This is a genomic window from Caulobacter sp. FV1ye13L (assembly GCF_058681155.1).
In genome coordinates this window covers 3520374-3537611 of record NZ_CM178732.1, presented here as the reverse complement: position 1 = coordinate 3537611, position 17238 = coordinate 3520374, and the positions used below count along the sequence as shown (strand labels likewise).

The window sequence follows — 17238 nt, the reverse complement described above, 5'->3', positions numbered from 1 at the left end:
TCGGAACGCCAGACCTCATGACCATCTCCATCCGTTCCGTCGAAAAGAAGTTCGGTCGCTATCCGGCGCTGGACAAGGTCGGGCTCGAGATCGCCGACGGCGAACTGCTGGCCCTGCTGGGGCCTTCGGGCTCGGGCAAGACGACCCTGCTGCGCGTGATCGCCGGTCTGGAGTTCCCCGACGCCGGCCAGGTGCTGTTCCACGATCAGGACGTCACCTTCGCCTCGGCCGCCGCGCGCCGCGTGGGCTTCGTGTTCCAGCAGTATGCGCTGTTCAAGCACATGACCGTGGCCCGCAACATCGCGTTCGGCCTGGATGTCCGCAAGGGCAAGGATAAGCCGTCCAAGACCGAGATCACCAAGCGCGTCGATGACCTGCTGCGCCTTGTCGAGCTGGAAGGCCTGGGCGGTCGCTATCCGTCACAGCTGTCGGGCGGCCAGCGTCAGCGCGTGGCCCTGTCGCGCGCCCTGGCCGTACAGCCCAGCGTGCTGCTGCTGGACGAGCCGTTCGGGGCCCTGGACGCTACGGTCCGCAAGTCGCTGCGCAAGGAACTGCGCCGGGTGCATGACGCCACCGGCGTCACCACCATCTTCGTGACCCACGACCAGGAAGAGGCCCTCGATCTGGCCGACCGCGTGGCTATCCTGAACCACGGCGTCATCGAGCAGGTCGGCACCCCTGCCCAGGTGCATGACGAACCGGTTTCGCCGTTTGTCTGCGGGTTCGTCGGCGAGGCCAACCGGTTCGAGGGCGAAATCACGAAGGGGCGTTTCAGCGCGGGTTCGATCTTCCTGCCAGCCGCAGGCCTGCCGGACGGCAAGGCTGTCGGCTTCGTGCGGCCCCACGATCTGGTGTTGGACGAGGCGGGCTTCGCCGTCCAGATCAACCGCGTTCATGTCCAGGGCGCTTTGGCGACCGTCGATGGATTGACCCCGGACGGTCGCCGGATCGAGGTGACGGTGTCACGCGACCAGGCCGAGCAGTTTGCCGGCGTGGTAAAGCTGTCGGCCCGCAAGGCCCACGTCTTCCCGGCATAGGCCGCTATTGCTGCTGTTGCTGTTGCTGCTGGTGGATGTCGTGGCGGAGGGCGGCGGCGTTGTCCGGGCGACGGCGACCGCCGGCGAAGTTGGGGCGCGCCATGCGCAGGAACTCCGGCTCGGCCAAGGCCGCGCGGGCCCGCCGCACCGAGACGCCGACCGCCAGTTCGCTGTCTGAGTCGCCCTTGTAAACGCCGCGCGAGGGCGTGACGTCGGCATAGTCGCGGCCTACGGCCACGGCCACATGGCGCTCGCCGGTCATCATGTTGTTGGTCGGGTCAAAGCCCACCCAGCGCAGGCTGGGCAGGAACACCTCGATCCAGGCGTGGGTGGCGTCCGGATCGGAGCGGTCACCCGCGTCGCGGTCGGTGAACAGGTAGCCCGAGACGTAGCGCGCCGGCACGTTCCAAGAGCGGCAGACGGCCAGCATGATGTGGGCAAAGTCCTGGCAGACCCCGCGGCCGGCGCTCAGGGCCAGGTCGATGGGGCTGTCGGCGTCGGTGACGCCGGGCTGATATTCAAAGGCCTGATAGATGGTCTCCGACAGCATCCGCATCGCCGTCAGCGGATCCCTGCGGCGCAGGTCGTCCAGATTGTGCTCGTTGACGAAGGCGTCCAGCGCCTCGGTGGTCTCGACGAAGCCGTGCATCCGCAGGAAGTCGAAACACTCGCCACGCACGAACTCGCTGCGAAGCCGGTCCCATTCACCCATGTCCAGGGCGTCAGGGCGCTCGCCGGGCGACTCGGTCTCGACCGCCGAGCGCGCGACGATGGTCAGCTTGTCGTGCGGCTGGGGCACGTCGAAGTGATAGACGGCGTTGCCGAAACTGTCGGCGTAGGAAAACACCTGGGCGGCCGGATTGATGTCCAGCTCGAAGCTGATCAGGCGCTGGCGGGCGGTCTTCTGGGGCTGCATCCACAGCTCCATCAGGCTTTCGCGAACCGGGCGCTCGTAGTGGTACTGGGTGACGTGGCGGATTTCGAGCAGCACGGGATAATGTCCTTACTTGGTCGCGTGACGGGCGCCGAAACCGCTGGCACTTTCGGCTGTCACGCTCGCGGTCCTAGGCCGGAAGACGCATTTCGAGCGGATAGGCCACGAAGGTCTCATAGATCGCTTCGTGGATGCGCGCGCACTCGTTGACGACGGTGGCCAGCAGGGCGCCGGCCCCCTGGTTTTCCAGTTCGTTGATGTCGGCGAACTGCAGGCGGGCTTTCAGGCGCCCGGCGATGCGTTCAGGCCCGGCCCCTTCACCGCCGGCCCGGCGGGCCAGCACGCTGAGATTGGCCTCGATCTGCGAGGTGGCGAAGCGGATCGAGCGCGGGAAGTCCTCGTCGAAGACCAGGAACTCCAGGATGTGCCGGGGCTCGATCTCGGCCGTATAGACCCGCAGATAGGGTTCCAGGGCGCAGGCCATGCGCAGCAGGCTGACCAGGGCGATGTGGTCATTGATCTGCCGGCCGGGCGTTTCGGCGAAGCACACCTCCAACAGGCGCGAAACCAGCTGGGCGCGCTCCAGATACATGCCCAGCATCATGAATCGCCAGCTCTCGCCGTGGCTCATGGTGGTGTCTGCCGCCCCCTTGAACAGGTGCAGGTCGGCGATCACGTCGTGCAGGAAGGTGGTCGAGGCGTCGGCGAAGTCGCGCTTGGCGTTCTCGTCGGTGACTTTCAGGTAGAGCAGGTTCAGCCGCTCCCAGGTCTCGGTGGTGATCTGGTCGCGCACCTGGCGGGCGTTCTCGCGGGCGCGGGACAGCGACGAGACCACCGAATTGGGGTCGGAACGATCCAGAACCAGCGCCTCTGCCGCCTCGAACGAGCCGACGGCGCTGCTCATTTCCGGCTCGCCGACCGCCGACAGGGCGATCCAGACCGCCTGGACGCCGGCGTCCGTCTGGTCGAGCGTGGCGTTGAGCATGACGCTGGACAGCCGCGACAGGTGTTCGGCGCGTTCGATGTATCGGCCAAGCCAGTAGAGGCTGTCGGCCACCCGAGCGAGCATCATGCGAGCGACCCCTTCTTGCGGGACTTGGCGAGCATCATGGGCGTGTGCCCCCATTTCCGTTGGAGCCGTTGGCGGGGCCATCGTCGGTCAGCACCCAGGTGTCCTTGGATCCGCCGCCCTGGCTGGAATTGACCACCAGCGAGCCGCGCTTCAGAGCCACGCGGGTGAGGGCGCCGGGCGTAACGATGGTCTTCTCGCCCGACAGGATGAAGGGGCGCAGGTCGACGTGGCGCGGCTCGATCCGGCCATCCACCAGGCAGGGCGCGGTCGACAGCTGGATGGTCGGCTGGGCGATGTAGTTCTCGGGATCGGCCTTGATGGCGATGGCGAAGTCGTCGCGCTCCTTCTGGGTGGCGTGCGGGCCCACCAGCATGCCGTAGCCGCCCGACGCGCCCACGGCCTTGACCACCAGCTTGTCCAGATTGGCCAGCACATAGCCCAGTTGCGACGCCTCCCGGCACAGGAAGGTCTCGATATTGGGCAGGATGGCGTCTTCGCCCAGATAGTAGCGGATGATCGCGGGCACATAGGCATAGACGGCCTTGTCGTCGGCCACCCCGGTGCCCGGCGCGTTGCAGATCACCACATTGCCGGCCCGATAGGCGTTGAACAGGCCCGCCGCGCCCAGCGAGGAGTTGCGCCGGAAGGTGAGGGGATCGATGAAGTCGTCGTCCACCCGGCGATAGATCACGTCCACCCGGCGGATGCCCGTGGTCGTGCGCATGTAGACCATGTTGTCGTGGACCACGAGATCGCGGCCCTCGACCAGGGGCACGCCCATCAGCCGCGCCAGATAGGCGTGCTCGTAATAGGCCGAGTTGTAGACGCCAGGCGTCAGCACCACGACCTGGGGATTGGGCCGCCACTCGGGGCTCATGCTCTTCAGGGTGGCCAGCAGCAGGTCGGGATAGCGCTCGACCGGACGCACGCCGGCCGCGCGATAGGTGCCGGGGAATGTGCGCTTGGCCGCGTCGCGGTTGGCCAGCATGTAGGAGACGCCCGACGGCACCCGCAGATTGTCTTCCAGCACCGCGAACTGGCCGTCCTGGCAGCGGATCAGGTCGCTGCCGCAGACATTGGCGTAGGATTTGTGCGGCACATAGATGTGCTGCATCTCGCGGCGATAGGACGGCGCGCCCAGCACCAGTTCGCGCGGCACCACCCCGTCCATCAGGATCTGCTGGTCGCCATAGATGTCGGCGAGGAACAGGTTCAGGGCCAGAAGGCGCTGGGTCAGCCCAGCCTCGATCTTGGCCCATTCCTGGGCGGGGATGATGCGCGGGAAAAGGTCGGTCGGAATGATCCGTTCAGTGGTGTCCTCGCCCCCGCCATAGACCGTGAAGGTGATGCCCTGCAGCAGGAACGACCGCTCCAGGGTCTGCTGGCGACCTGCCAGCTCGGCCCCGCCCAGGGTCGACATGCGGGCATGCAGGGGATCGTAGTGCGAGCGTACAGCGCCGCCGGGCGCGAACATCTCGTCGTATGCGACACCGGGCAGGTAGGCCGCCTCCGTCAGGGGAAGGGTCGGTGCATCCAGATCTTGAATTTTCGCAGCCACGCCTTCGTCCACGCTTGTCTTGCCTTGGGCTCCGTCGAGTCAGACGCGCCGCCCCCAACCCTAGAACGTCGCGGCGTCTGAAGTCGGCGATTTTCGCCGCCGCCGCGTCAATGCGCACGACTGCCCATCATTTGGGCGCCTTTTCGGCGGGGAGGGAAGCGCTCGCTGTCTTCCGTTCCCTGCATTTCCGGCCGTGACAGCGGCGAGACCGGCGACTACAGGGGAGCGGGGGCGCTCCGCGCGGGGATATACGGCTTGGTGCGTAGACGATTGGCCCTCGGGATCGCGACAGCGGCTTTGCTGGCTGCGGGCGGCGCGTGGGCGGATGAGCCGGCGGCGACGATCACCGGGGTTGAAGACAAGGCGCTGCGCGAAGCCATCCTTCGCGTGCTCTCGATTTCCAAGACTGCGCCTCAAAGCCGCGCAGAAGCCCGACGCCGCGCCCGTGACGCCGGCGACGATGTGGTCGCGGTGCTGCGCGCCGAGGGCTATTACGCCTATGCCGTCGAGCCCGACATCAGCGAAGGCGATCCGCCGCGTGGCGTCGTCAAGGTCTTGCCAGGGCCGGTGTTCGTGCTGGCCGATCCCACCATCGTCTGGCGCGGCGCGCCGCCCGACGAAGGCGTGACCCAGAGAGCCGTCTCGGCCATGAGCCTCACACCCGGCGAGCCGGGCCGCGCTGCCGACATTCTGGGCGCCGAGGGCCGGGTGATCGCTCAGGTCCAGCAACTGGGCTATGCCGATGTCGCCGCAGAACCGCGCGAGGTCGTCGTCGACCATGCCGACCACACGGTGCGTCCCACCTTCAATATCGCCGCCGGCGACCTCACCCGCCTGGACGGCGTCGAGCTGATCACCACGGGACGCAGCAACCCGGCCTGGGTCGCCCACCTGACACCGTGGCAGGCCGGCGACGTCTATGATCCCGAGGATATCGCCGAGCTGGAGCGGCGCCTGAGGGACACGGCCGTCTATGACTCGGTCTCCGTCTCGATCGCGCCCCTTGAGAAGATTCTCCCCGACGGCCGCCGGCCGGTGGTCGTGAACCTGACGGACCGCCCGGAACGCACCATCGAGCTGGGTGCGGGCTATTCGACCAGTGAAGGGCCGGGCGTCGATGCGCGCCTGATCCGCTACAACCGCCTGCGCCGGGCCGACACCACCACCTACACGGCGCGCCTGGCCAAGCTGGAGCAGCGGCTCGAGGGCGAGGTGGCCCTGCCGCACTGGCGCAAGCCCCAGCAGACCCTCAAGCTGAACGGCGCGGTGTTCCGCGAAACCACTGACGCCTATGACGAAACCGGCGCGACGATCAGCGCCGACCTGACCCAGCGCCGCAAGACCACCTCGTATCGCACCTATGGCGTGGCGCTGGACCTGTCGCAGTCCGAGCAGCTGCAAACCACCAGCGCCGGCTCGGTCAAGGAAACCCTCAACCTGGCCACCCTGACCACCTTGGGCGCTATGGCGTGGGATCAGTCGGACGACATCCTGGATCCGACGCGGGGCTGGCGCTTCGAGGCGCGGGCTGAGCCGACCGCCAGCTTTGGCGACACCACCCTGGCCTATCTGCGCGCCCAGGTTCAGGGCTCGGCCTATCTGCCGTTCGGAGAGCAGGCCGGCACGGTCTTGGCCGCCCGGGTAAAGGTCGGGGCGATCTTTGGGGCCCTGGTCTCGGAAATCCCGGCCTCGCGGCGTCTGTTCTCGGGCGGCGGCGGCTCGGTGCGTGGCTATGCCTATCAGGCCATCGGGCCCCGCCTGGCCGACAACACCCCGCAGGGCGGCGTATCGCTGGTCGAGACCTCGTTTGAGGTGCGTCACCGCTTCACCCAGCGCTGGGGCGGGGTGGCCTTTATCGACGCGGGCGCCATCGGTCCGGAGCGCAAGCCCGACACCGAGGACTTCCGCTTCGGCGCGGGCATCGGCGTCCGCTACGACCTGGGCTTTGGCCCGATCCGCGCTGATATCGCCATCCCGCTGGGCAAGCGCGCCGGCGACCCGGCCTTTCAGATCTATCTCAGCATCGGGCAAAGCTTTTGACCGACGCGCCCGAACATCCCATCGAAGAGGCGGTCGAGACCGTCGTCGAGGTCGCCAAAAAGGTCGGCGGCCCCGGCTGGCTGATGATCGTGTCGATCGTGGCGGTGGTGATCGTCGCGGTGTTCTTCGGCGGCCTGCGCTACGCGCCCATCACGCCCCAGGGCCGCATGTTCCTGGAGGCCCGGGCCAGCGGCCTGAAGCTGGGTCGCATCGGCCGGCTCAAGATCGAGGGCCTGTCGGGCGATATCTGGAAGGATTTCGCGGTCCGCCGCCTGACCATTGTCGACGAGAAGGGCGTCTGGCTCGAGGCTCATGATGTCCGGGTGGCCTGGCGTCCCGCCGAGCTGTTCAGTCGTCGCTTCCACGCCGAACGCATCGACGCGCGCGATGTGATCGTATTGCGCCGCCCGACCCTGACGCCCAAGGGCAAGTCGGGGGCCGCGCCGGTCTCGGTGGATCTGGACGCCTTCGCCCTGCGGCTGATCACGCGGCCCGAGTTCAGCCGCGAGGCGGGCGACTTTGATGTGGTGGGCGCCTACGAGATGGCGCGACAGGGCGGCAACAAGGGCCGTATCGGCGTCGCCAGCCGTCTGCATCGGGGCGACCATCTGACCCTGGACTTTGATCTGGGCCGCAACGACACGCTCCGCCTGAGCGCTGACGCGGTGGAGGCCAATGGCGGCGCCATCGCCGGCGCCCTGGGCCTGCCCGTCGACCGTCCCTTCGACCTGAAAGCCAGGGCCGACGGGGCGATGAACAAGGGCGCGTTCAGCGTCACGGCGAAAACCGGCAAAGACATACCGCTGGATGCGACGGGATCATGGACGCCGCAGGGCGGTTCGGCGCGGGGGCGGATCGATCTGGGCGCCTCCAGCCTGACGCGTCGGTTGGAGACCATGTTCGGACCCGAGGCGGCGTTCACCGTCGAAGGGCGCAAGGCGACCGGCGGCCTCTATGACCTGACCACCCATATTCGCGCCGAGAACCTGGTGCTCGACTCCCGGGGACTGGCCGACATCGGCAAGAGGCGGACCGGTCCAGACGGGCTGCCGTTCACCGCGCGCATCGGTTCGCTAAAGAAGATCGTATCGATCCCGGAAATGGGGACGGGTCTGGTCGATGGCCGTTTCCGGCTGGAGCCGGGCGGCTTTTCGGTCGAGGGCGAGGCCGACGTCTCCAATCTTTCGCTGTTGGGCTACCAGTTGGCGCGGGCAAAGGGTCCGGCCATGGTGCGGTGGTCGAAGGGTGAGCTGACGATCAAGGCGCAGGCCGCAGCGCAGGGCGGCGGCGGACGCGGCGTCTTGGCCGTGCTGGGCGCCACCCCCAAGGCCACGTTCGAGGGCGCGCGGCTCAAGGACGGGCGGTTCCTGATCCGCTCGGCGACGATTACCGGCCCCAATCTGGTGGTCACCGGCGAGGGTGATCGCGGCATATTGGGCGGGCTGAACTTCAAGGGCGAGGCGCGGGTCGCCAGCCTGGCGCCGATCCGCGCCGGCGCGCGCGGCAGGCTGGTTGCAAAATGGTCTGCCGGCAGCACCAACGGCAAGCCCTGGGGTTTCACGGTCGACGCCCGGGGGCAGGACTTCGCGGTCGGCCTCGCCGAGCTGGACCGGCTGCTGGGCAAGGCCCCGCGCCTGAGCGGCAAGGGCGCCTGGAGCGACGGCGTGCTCTCCATCGCCGACGCCAGGCTGGAGGGCGCGGCGGCCGAGGTTCGCACCTCCGGCGCCCTGCAGCGCGACGGTGGCCTGGGCTTCAAGCTGGACTGGACCGCCACCGGACCCTTCCGGGCAGGCCCGATCGAGGTGACGGGCAAGGCTCGGGGCGACGGTGCGGTGACCGGAACCCTGTCGGCGCCCAAGGCTGACCTGACGGCCGATTTCGACTCCATAGATTTGCCAAAACTGCCCCTGACCAGCGCGCATCTGGTGCTGACCTTCGCCCGCACGGCCGGCGGCGCGGACGGCGTGGCGCGACTGACCGGGCAAAGCAGCTATGGCCCGGCCAGGGCGGGAGCGGCCTTCAGGTTCGCGACCGGCGGGCTTGATCTCAGCGACGTGGACATTGACGCTGGGGGCGCCAAGGCCACCGGCGCGGTCTCTCTGCGCGGCCGCCGACCGGCTTCGGCCGACCTGACCGTGGCCATCGGCCCCGGAGCGTTCCTGCCGCAAGGCCGGGTGGCGGGCTCGGCGAAGATCGTCGATGCTCCGGGCGGCGCGCGCGCGACCCTGGACCTGACCGCCGAGGACATCACGAGCGGCGGCTGGACGGTGCGCTCGGCCCGCCTCAAGGCCGACGGGGCCATGGCCAACCTGCCCCTGACCCTCGACGCGCAGGGCCTGGCGCCCGGCGGCCGGTGGCGCGTGGCGGGATCCGGCGCCCTGGCCCAGTCCGGCGAGGACTACGCCCTATCGCTGGACGCCGCCGGTCGCATGGGCCGCACCGACGTCAAGACCCGCGAGGCGGCCCTGATCCGGTTTGGCGGGGCCTCGACCGTCACGCGATTGCGGTTGCTGATCGGTGATGGTCAGGCCGACGTGGACGCCGACCTGGGCGGCGAGACCGCCAGCCTCAAGGCGCGCCTGGCTGGTGTCAGCCTGACCGCCTTCGATCCCGACCTGGCCGGCGACATCGACGGAACCGTCAACCTGCGTGGTCAGGGCGAGACCCTGCTGGGCGATTTCGCGGCCAGGCTGACCGGCGCACGCGAGCGTGGCTCCAAGATCGAGCAGTCGCTGGACGCCTATATAGAGGGCGACCTGAAGGACCAAATACTGACCCTCGTCGCCGAGGGCGCCAACCGTCAGGGTCTGAAGTCGGAAGCCCGACTGACCCTGCCGGCCGAGGCGTCGGCCAGGCCGCTGCATCTGGCGATCGACCGTCGCCGGCCGGTCACCGGAACCTTCAAGGCCCAAGGCGAAATCAAGCCGCTGTGGGACCTGTTGCTGGGTCCCGAACGCTCGCTGTCGGGCAAGATCGACGCCGAGGGGACCCTGGCCGGCACCCTGGCCGATCCGCGTCTGGTGGGGCGGGCGTCGCTGGATGGCGGTGGCTTCGAAGAAGGCCGAACGGGGCTGCGGCTGCGCAACATCACCCTGCGCATGGCCTTGGCCGACAACGCCATCGACGTCAGCCAGGCCTCGGCCGAGGACGGCCTCAACGGCGCTCTCACCGGCGGCGGGCGCATCAGCCTCAACCGCGACGGTGTCAGCAGCTTCAAGATGGACCTGAGGGGCTTCCGGCTGATCGACAACGATCTGGCCACGGCGACCGCCACCGGACAGGCCACCGTCAACCGGTCGGCCGACGGCAAGGTCAAGCTCAGCGGTGACCTGACCATCGACCGCGCCGACGTGTCGGCCCAGAGCAAGACCCCGGCCGGCGTGGTCAGTATGGATGTCATTGAACGCAATCGCCCTTCCGATCTGGACCAGGGCACGCAGCCGCGCCGCGCCAGCCCCGGCGGCGGCATTGCACTGGATATCAATCTCAAGGCCCCGCGCCGTGTGTTCGTGAGGGGACGCGGCCTGGACGTCGAGCTGTCGCTGGACGCCCATGTGGGCGGCACCTCGTTTGCGCCCAACCTCGAGGGCGTGGCCCGCATGGTGCGCGGCGAGTACGACTTCGCCGGCAAGCGCTTTGAGTTCGACGACAATGGCGTGGTCACCCTGTCGACTCAGCTTGACCGCATCCGCCTCAACCTCAGCGCCCGCCGCGAGGATTCCTCCCTGACCGCGATTGTCAGGATCCAGGGCACGGCCGCCAAGCCCGAGATCACCCTGACCTCGACCCCGGAACTGCCCAGTGACGAAGTGCTGAGCCAGGTGCTGTTCGGCGAATCGGCCGCCCAGCTTTCGCCGATCGAGGCGGCGCAACTGGCTTCGGCCTTGGCGGCTCTGGCGGGCGGCGGCGGCTTTGACGTGATCGGCAACCTGCGCAGCTTCGCGCGGCTGGACCGCCTGGCCTTTGCCGAGAGCGCAGCCGGCATGACGGTAGCCGGCGGAAAGTATGTGACCGACGACGTTTATCTGGAGATCATCGGCGGCGGGCGCGAAGGTCCCGAGGCCCAGGTCGAATGGCGGATTCGCCGAACCCTCTCGCTGGTCTCGCGACTGGGCAGCCAGGGTGACGCAAAGCTTTCCGTTCGCTGGCGAAAGGACTACTAGAGGGCAAGGCTGTTGCGCGGGCGCCCGGTTACCTCGTCAGAGGAAACACGTTTTACCCGCGGCCCTTGGTTTATTGTGACTGGGGGAGGAACGGCATGTCCATGCGACTCAAAGACGAGGATCGCGCTGTTTTGGAGGCGGTCGCCTCGGACGGCGGGCGGATCATTGACCGGGCGGTGGCCTGGTGCGCGATCAATTCCGGCAGCCTGCATTTGGCGGGGCTGGAACGGCAGAGACAGGTTCTGCTCGACGCCGTCTCGGCGCTGCCGGGCGCGCCGACCGAGATTCCCCTTGCGGCGTCCGAAGTGATCGGCCCCGACGGCCGGGTCGGTGAACAGCACCATACGCCCGCCATTGCCGTGGTTGTGCGCCCCGACGCGCCGCTGCAGGTCGTGCTGACGGGTCACTACGACACCGTCTATCCCGAGACGAGCGGCTTCCAGACTGTGACCACGCGCCCAGACGGCGCGCTGCACGGGCCGGGCATCGCCGACATGAAGGGTGGGATCAGTGTCATGCTGGCGGCGCTGGAAGCGTTCGAACGCCACCCCGACGCGGCCAAGGTCGGCTATCGTGTGCTGCTGTCGCCCGATGAAGAGATCGGCTCAATCGCTTCGGGTCCGATCCTCAGCGATTTCGCCCGGCTGGGTCATGTGGGCCTGACCTATGAACCGGCCCTGGCGGATGGGTCGCTGGCCTCGTCGCGCAAGGGGTCGGGGAATTTCCATATCGTCGTGCATGGCAAGGCGGCCCACGCCGGTCGCGACTTCGGCGCCGGCCGCAACGCCGTGATCGGCGCGGCGCGGATCGCCGAAGCCCTCCATGCGCTCAACGGCCAGCGCGACGGCGTCACCGTCAATGTGGCCCGCATCGACGGCGGCGCGCCGCTGAACATGGTGCCCGATGTCGCCATCGCCCGGTTCAATGTGCGCTTCCCGGATGCCGAGGCGGCCGCCTGGTTCGAGGCCCAGGTCGCCCGCATCGTCGAAGAGCCGCGCGAGGGCCTGCACATCCATTTGCACGGCCTGATCACCCGCGGCGCCAAGCCCTTCAACGCCGCCCAGCAGCGCCTGTTCGGCGCGGTCAAGGAGGCGGGCGCCCTGCTGGGTCAGGAGATCGCCTGGAAGCCTTCCGGCGGCGTCTGCGAGGGCAACAACCTCTTCGCCTCGGGCCTGCCCAATGTCGACACCCTGGGCGTGCGCGGCGGCGACATCCACAGCGAGGCCGAGCACGCCTGGCCCGAAAGCTTTGTCGAGCGCGCCCAGCTCTCGGCCCTGATCCTGATGAAACTGGCCAGCGGAGAGATTGACGGAAGATCGATCCGCGCGGCCATGGAGACTGTCTGAATGCTAGTCGTCCGTCCCGCTGGACCTTCCGATTTCGACTCCCTGATGGAGCTGGCCGTGCTGTCGGGCCGGGGCTTCACCAGCCTGCCCGAGGACGAGCAGACCCTGCGTTCGCGTCTCGCCCTGTCGCAGGCCAGCTTCCAGGCCGAGGTCGCCGCGCCCGAGGCCTGGTACACCCTGATGCTGGAAGACCTGGACGCCGGCGATGTCATCGGCGTGGCCGGGGTCAAGGCCGGCGTCGGCCTCAAGCGTCCGCACTTCTCGTTCCGCGTCGTGACCTTGGCCCAGTCGTCGCCGACCCTGGACAAGCGTTTCGATCACCGGGCCCTGGTTCTGGTCAATGAATGCGCCGGCTGGTCGGAGGTGGGCTCGCTGTTTCTCAAACCCGAGCGCCGCAAGGGCGGGGCGGGGCGCCTGCTGGCCCAGTCGCGCTACATGCTGATCGGGCTCGAGCCCGAACGGTTCGCCGAGATGGTGCTGGCCGAGCTGCGCGGCTGGTTCGACGAAGACGGCGGCTGTCCGTTCTGGGACCACGTGGCCAACAAATTCTTCCGTCTGGGTTTTGACGAGGCCGACATGATGAGCGCCTCGACCGACGGCCAGTTCATCCTCGACCTGGCCCCGCGCCATCCGATCTATGCCGAGCTGCTGCCCAAGGAGGCGCGCGACGTGCTGGGCCGCGTGCACCGCGAGGGCGAGGCGGCGCGGGCCATGCTGGAGACCGAGGGCTTCCGCTATCAGGGCCTGATCGACATCTTCGACGCGGGTCCCACCGTGGCGGCCCGGCGCGATGACATCAAGACCGTCCGCGATGCGCGGCGGCTTCGCCTCAGGCTGGGCGAGGACGCCTATGGCGAGGAGGCTCTGGTCTCCACGGGCGAGATCGGCAGCTTCCGGGCCGTGCGGGCGCCGGTGCTGATCGATGGCGAAACGGCGATCGTGGGGCGCGACGCGGCCCAGGCGCTGCGACTTTCCGAAGGTGACATGGTGCGGGTGAAGGCATGAGTGGCGGGGTGTTTATTGACGGCGTCTGGCGTTCGGGCGCGGGCGGCGAAGCGGTCTCCATAGACCCGACCACGGGCGAGACCATCTGGCGCGAGGCTACCGCCTCTCAGGCCGATGTCGCCGCCGCCGTAGCGGCCGCGCGGCGCGCCTTTCAGCCCTGGGCTGATCGTCCGCGCGAGGACCGCATCGCCATCCTACGTCGCTACAAGGAGATCCTGGTCGAGCGCACGGGCGCCTTCGCCGAGGCCCTGAGCCGCGAGACCGGCAAGGCGCTGTGGGAGACCAAGGCCGAGCTGGGCTCGATGGCCGGCAAGGTCGATCTGTCGATCAAGGCCTATGACGAGCGCACGGGCGGGATCGATAACGCCATGCCGTTCGGCCGGGCCGTGCTGCGCCACCGCGCCCATGGCGTGATGGCGGTGCTGGGTCCGTTCAACTTCCCCGGCCACCTGCCCAATGGCCACATCGTGCCGGCTTTGCTCGCAGGCGATACGGTGGTCTTCAAGCCCTCGGAAGAGACGCCGCTGGCCGGTCAAATGCTGGTCGAAGCCCTTGAAGCCGCCGGCGTTCCTGCGGGCGTCATCAACCTCGTCCAGGGTGGTCGCGAGACCGGACAGGCCCTGATCGCCGAGGAGATAGACGGTCTGCTGTTCACCGGTTCGGCGCAGGCCGGGGCATTTTTCCGGCGCCATTTCGCCGACCGACCCGACGTGATCCTGGCGCTGGAACTGGGCGGCAATAATCCGCTCGTGGTCTGGGACGCCGGCGACGCGCAGGCCGCTGCGGCCCTGGTCGTGCAGTCGGCCTTCATCACCACCGGCCAGCGCTGCTCCTGCGCGCGCCGCCTGATCGTCTCGGACGACGCGGCGGGCAAGGCCGTGATCGAGGCGGTCGCGGCCCTGTCGGATCGCCTGACCGCCGGGCCCTGGAACGGCGCCAGCGAGCCCTTCATGGGACCGCTGATTTCGACCCGCGCCGCCGCGCTCGCCAAGGCCGGCGCCGAGGCGCTGGGCGGCCAGCGGATCCGGACACTGGGTGCGATTGAGGGCTTGAGTGACGCCTTCGTATCGCCCGGCGTCGTGGATGTCACGGGCGTCGAGGTGGCTGACGAGGAGCTGTTTGCGCCGCTGCTGCAGGTCCGCCGGGTCGCCAGCTTTGATGAGGCGATCGCCGCCGCCAACGCAACCCGTTATGGTTTGTCGGCAGGTCTTATCTCAAATCAATCAGAGCTTTGGGGTCATTTCCTCAACCGTATTCGCGCGGGCGTGGTCAACTGGAATCGGCCGACGACCGGGGCGGCGGGCTCCATGCCGTTTGGCGGGCTGGGCGCGTCGGGCAATCATCGGCCCAGCGCCTATTATGCGGCCGACTACTGCGCCTATCCGGTGGCCAGTTTCGAGGCTGATGCCGTGCGTGACACCCTTGGCGATATCAAAGGCTTGCGGCCATGAGTTCAGCCATCGAAGCCAATTGCGACGGCCTGGTCGGGCCGACCCATTCCTATGTCGGCCTGTCGCCCGGCAACCTGGCCAGCCAGAAGAACGCGGGCGAGGTGTCCAACCCGCGTGGTGCGGCGCTGGAAGGCCTTGGCAAGATGCGCATGCTGGCCGATCTGGGCGTGCCGCAGTTCGCCCTGCCGCCGCATGAGCGACCGGACGTAAGCCTTCTGAAGTCGCTGGGTTTTTCCGGCTCTGATGGCGCAGTTCTGGAGCGCGCCTGGAAGGAGGCGCCGGCCTTGGCCTCGGCCGTCTGCTCGGCGTCGCCGATGTGGGCCGCCAATGCCGCGACGGTGACGCCCAGCGCCGATACGGCCGATGGCCGGGTGCACTTCACGCCGGCCAACCTGCTGACCAATCTGCATCGCAGCCTGGAAGGTCCGCAGACGACGCGCAGCCTGCGCCGTCTGTTTCCGGACGAAGCCCGGTTCGCGGTCCATGAGCCGCTGCCGGCCCAGCCGCACTTCGCCGACGAGGGCGCGGCCAATCATGTGCGGCTGTGTGCCGAACACGGGACTCCGGGCGTCAACATGTTTGTCTGGGGTCGCGAGGCCTGGGAGCATTGGGAGGGTCGCTATCCGGCCCGCCAGACCCGCGAGGCCTTCGAGGCCGTCGAGCGTCGCCACGGGGCGGCGCGGGCGATCTTCCCACGTCAAGGCAAGGCGGCGATCAATGGCGGGGCGTTCCACAACGACGTCGTCTGCGTGGGCACCCGTGAGTGCCTGTTCTTCCACGAACGCGCCTTCGAGGATCGCGCCGGCATGGAGGCCTCGGTTCGCGCGGCCGCCGAGGGCCTGTTCGATCCGGCCTTCGTGGAGATCTCAGAAGCTGATTTGCCGATGGCCGATCTGGTGGCCAGCTATCTGTTCAATTCGCAGCTGCTGGTCATCCCCGGTGAGGATCGCCTGGTGCTGCTGGCGCCCGCCGAGACCCGTGACAATCCCCGCGCCTTTGCGGTAGCCGAGAGCCTGGCGACCTCCAATGGCCCCATCGGTCGCGTCGACTATGTCGACGTGCGCCAGAGCATGCGCAACGGCGGCGGACCCGCTTGCCTGCGCCTGCGGGTGGTGCTGACCGAGCGCGAACTGGCGGCGACCAATCCCGCCCAGCGGTTTGACGCGGGCCTGCATGCGCGCCTCCAAGACTGGGTCGAGCGCCGGTATCGCGACCGCCTGGCGCCGGCCGACTTGGCCGACCCGGCCTTGCTGACCGAGGTGCGCGAGGCCCTGGACGAGCTGACGGGCATCCTTGATCTCGGCGGTGATTTCTATCCGTTCCAGAGGGTCGCGTGAGCTTCGAGGTCCGGGCGGCGACGCCTGATGACGTCATGGCGCTGGTCGACCTGCACCGCGCCGTTGCGGCCGTTCCTGATGGTCTGGCGCGCCGTCCCGAAGAGATCACGCGGGACTATGTCGAGCGGTTCCTCGCCGGGATCAGCTTCGTGGCCGTCGGCCCCGACGGCGCGATCTGGGGTGAAGTCCATGCCGGCCGCGAGACCGTGGCGCTGTTCGCCCATGTGCTGTCCAACCTGACCGTCGCCGTCCATCCGGATCGCCAGGGCCTGGGTATCGGCTCCAGGCTGTTCGAGGCGCTCATCGCTCATGCTCGCGCGATGGACCCGCCGATCCTGCGGATCGAGCTTGCGGCCGGAGCCGGCAATCCCGGCGCGATCCGGCTCTATGAGCGGCTGGGTTTCAAGCACGAGGGCCGGCAGGTCTCGCGCGGGCGCTATCCCGATGGCCGTCTGGAAGACGACATCCTGATGGGCATGCTTCTCTAGCCGCGCAGGGCGGCCAGAGCCTCCGGGAAGCGGCGCGAAAGCGGCGCCTCCAGCACGCCCAGTTCGACCGCGTAGTCACCCGATCCCTCGGGCCGCAGACCCGTGACCTTGGCCTTGTTGACCAGCCACGAGCGGTGGCTGCGCACGAAGCCGTGCTCGGTCAGGTCGCTCTGGACGGTGGCCAGCGGTGTGCGCATCAGCGGTCGGCGGCTGTCGACTAGCACGAATTCCACATAGTTGCCGGCCGACCGCACGGCGAGAATGTCGTCGATGGGCACCCGCACCAGCCGCGCGCCATCCTGGATGTCGAAGGTCGCCAAGGAGGGCGAGGCGAGGGCGGTGGCCTGCTGGCGGCCCTGCCGCAGCGACAGGAAGAAGATGATCCAGGCGATGCCATAGGCGAGCACGTCCTTGCGGAACTCGTAGGGGAACTCGCTGGAGATATCGCCGAAATCGTAGGTCTGCCGCAGGACGACCAGATAGGCCAGCTTCCGCAGCGCGACGAAGCCCGCCACATGCAGGGCCGAATAGGCCAGGACCGCGACGAGATGCACCGGCGCGGCCTGCCACCACAGCGGCCGGTTGCGATGGCTCCAGAGCGCGACAGCGGCCGGAATGGCGAAGATCACCAAGGTGACCAGCGCGCTGCTGCCTTCCCAGAGGGCTGGAAACAAGGGCGCCAGATCGGGATCGTCGTGCTGGATCGTCAGGATGTTGACGACGCAGATGGTGGCAATGAGCCCGATCCACAGCAGCCAGGCCCGCAGGATCGAGCGTCGCTCTTCGCCGCTCATCCCGAAAAGCACG

At 68.3% G+C, this 17238-nt stretch carries 12 protein-coding genes; 8 read left to right on the top strand and 4 right to left on the bottom strand.

Annotated features, from left to right (window positions below; translation table 11 throughout):
- Positions 1-17 precede the first annotated feature (17 nt).
- The gene (locus ACW176_RS17155) at positions 18-1037 is read left to right on the top strand and encodes a sulfate/molybdate ABC transporter ATP-binding protein (protein WP_492109993.1); all 1020 of its coding nucleotides are present in this window, start codon (positions 18-20) and stop codon (positions 1035-1037) included.
- Positions 1038-1041: 4 nt separating this feature from the next.
- Here the strand turns inward: ACW176_RS17155 and ACW176_RS17150 are convergent, their stop codons facing one another.
- The 3 genes from ACW176_RS17150 to ACW176_RS17140 form a co-directional block, all read right to left on the bottom strand.
- On the bottom strand, positions 1042-2028 hold the full coding sequence (locus ACW176_RS17150) for a transglutaminase family protein (RefSeq protein WP_492109992.1): 987 nt from the start codon (positions 2026-2028) through the stop codon (positions 1042-1044).
- A 73-nt stretch (positions 2029-2101) separates the two neighbouring features.
- Entirely contained in the window at positions 2102-3043 is a 942-nt protein-coding gene (locus tag ACW176_RS17145) for an alpha-E domain-containing protein (RefSeq protein WP_492057173.1), read from the bottom strand.
- A gap of 34 nt (positions 3044-3077) precedes the next feature.
- The gene (locus tag ACW176_RS17140; protein WP_492109991.1) at positions 3078-4601 is read right to left on the bottom strand and encodes a circularly permuted type 2 ATP-grasp protein; all 1524 of its coding nucleotides are present in this window, start codon (positions 4599-4601) and stop codon (positions 3078-3080) included.
- Positions 4602-4859: 258 nt separating this feature from the next.
- Here ACW176_RS17140 and ACW176_RS17135 point away from each other — a divergent pair, with 258 nt between their 5' ends.
- The 7 genes from ACW176_RS17135 (at position 4860) to ACW176_RS17105 (ending at position 16431) form a co-directional block, all read left to right on the top strand.
- The gene (locus ACW176_RS17135; RefSeq protein WP_492109990.1) at positions 4860-6641 is read left to right on the top strand and encodes an autotransporter assembly complex protein TamA; all 1782 of its coding nucleotides are present in this window, start codon (positions 4860-4862) and stop codon (positions 6639-6641) included.
- Positions 6638-10804 (top strand): translocation/assembly module TamB domain-containing protein, encoded by a 4167-nt coding sequence (locus ACW176_RS17130; protein ID WP_492109989.1) that lies wholly within the window; start codon positions 6638-6640, stop codon positions 10802-10804. Before ACW176_RS17135 ends, ACW176_RS17130 begins: the two co-directional genes overlap by 4 nt.
- A 101-nt stretch (positions 10805-10905) precedes the next feature.
- Positions 10906-12150, top strand: a complete 1245-nt coding sequence (locus ACW176_RS17125) for a hydrolase (RefSeq protein WP_492111956.1) — start codon at positions 10906-10908, stop codon at positions 12148-12150.
- A complete protein-coding gene (locus ACW176_RS17120) occupies positions 12151-13155 on the top strand; it encodes an arginine N-succinyltransferase (RefSeq protein ID WP_419321275.1) in 1005 nt (334 codons plus the stop codon).
- Positions 13152-14606, top strand: coding sequence for a succinylglutamate-semialdehyde dehydrogenase (gene astD, locus ACW176_RS17115; RefSeq protein ID WP_492109988.1), 1455 nt, complete (start codon positions 13152-13154; stop codon positions 14604-14606). Before ACW176_RS17120 ends, astD begins: the two co-directional genes overlap by 4 nt.
- Positions 14603-15943 (top strand): N-succinylarginine dihydrolase, encoded by a 1341-nt coding sequence (gene astB, locus ACW176_RS17110; RefSeq protein ID WP_492109987.1) that lies wholly within the window; start codon positions 14603-14605, stop codon positions 15941-15943. Before astD ends, astB begins: the two co-directional genes overlap by 4 nt.
- Positions 15940-16431: a GNAT family N-acetyltransferase gene (locus ACW176_RS17105; RefSeq protein ID WP_492109986.1), complete on the top strand. Its 492-nt coding sequence runs from the start codon at positions 15940-15942 to the stop codon at positions 16429-16431. Before astB ends, ACW176_RS17105 begins: the two co-directional genes overlap by 4 nt.
- Here the strand turns inward: ACW176_RS17105 and ACW176_RS17100 are convergent.
- A complete protein-coding gene (locus ACW176_RS17100) occupies positions 16428-17237 on the bottom strand; it encodes a LytTR family DNA-binding domain-containing protein (RefSeq protein ID WP_492109985.1) in 810 nt (269 codons plus the stop codon). The two genes, ACW176_RS17105 and ACW176_RS17100, sit on opposite strands and share 4 nt — an antisense overlap.
- Between the last annotated feature and the right edge of the window lies 1 nt (position 17238).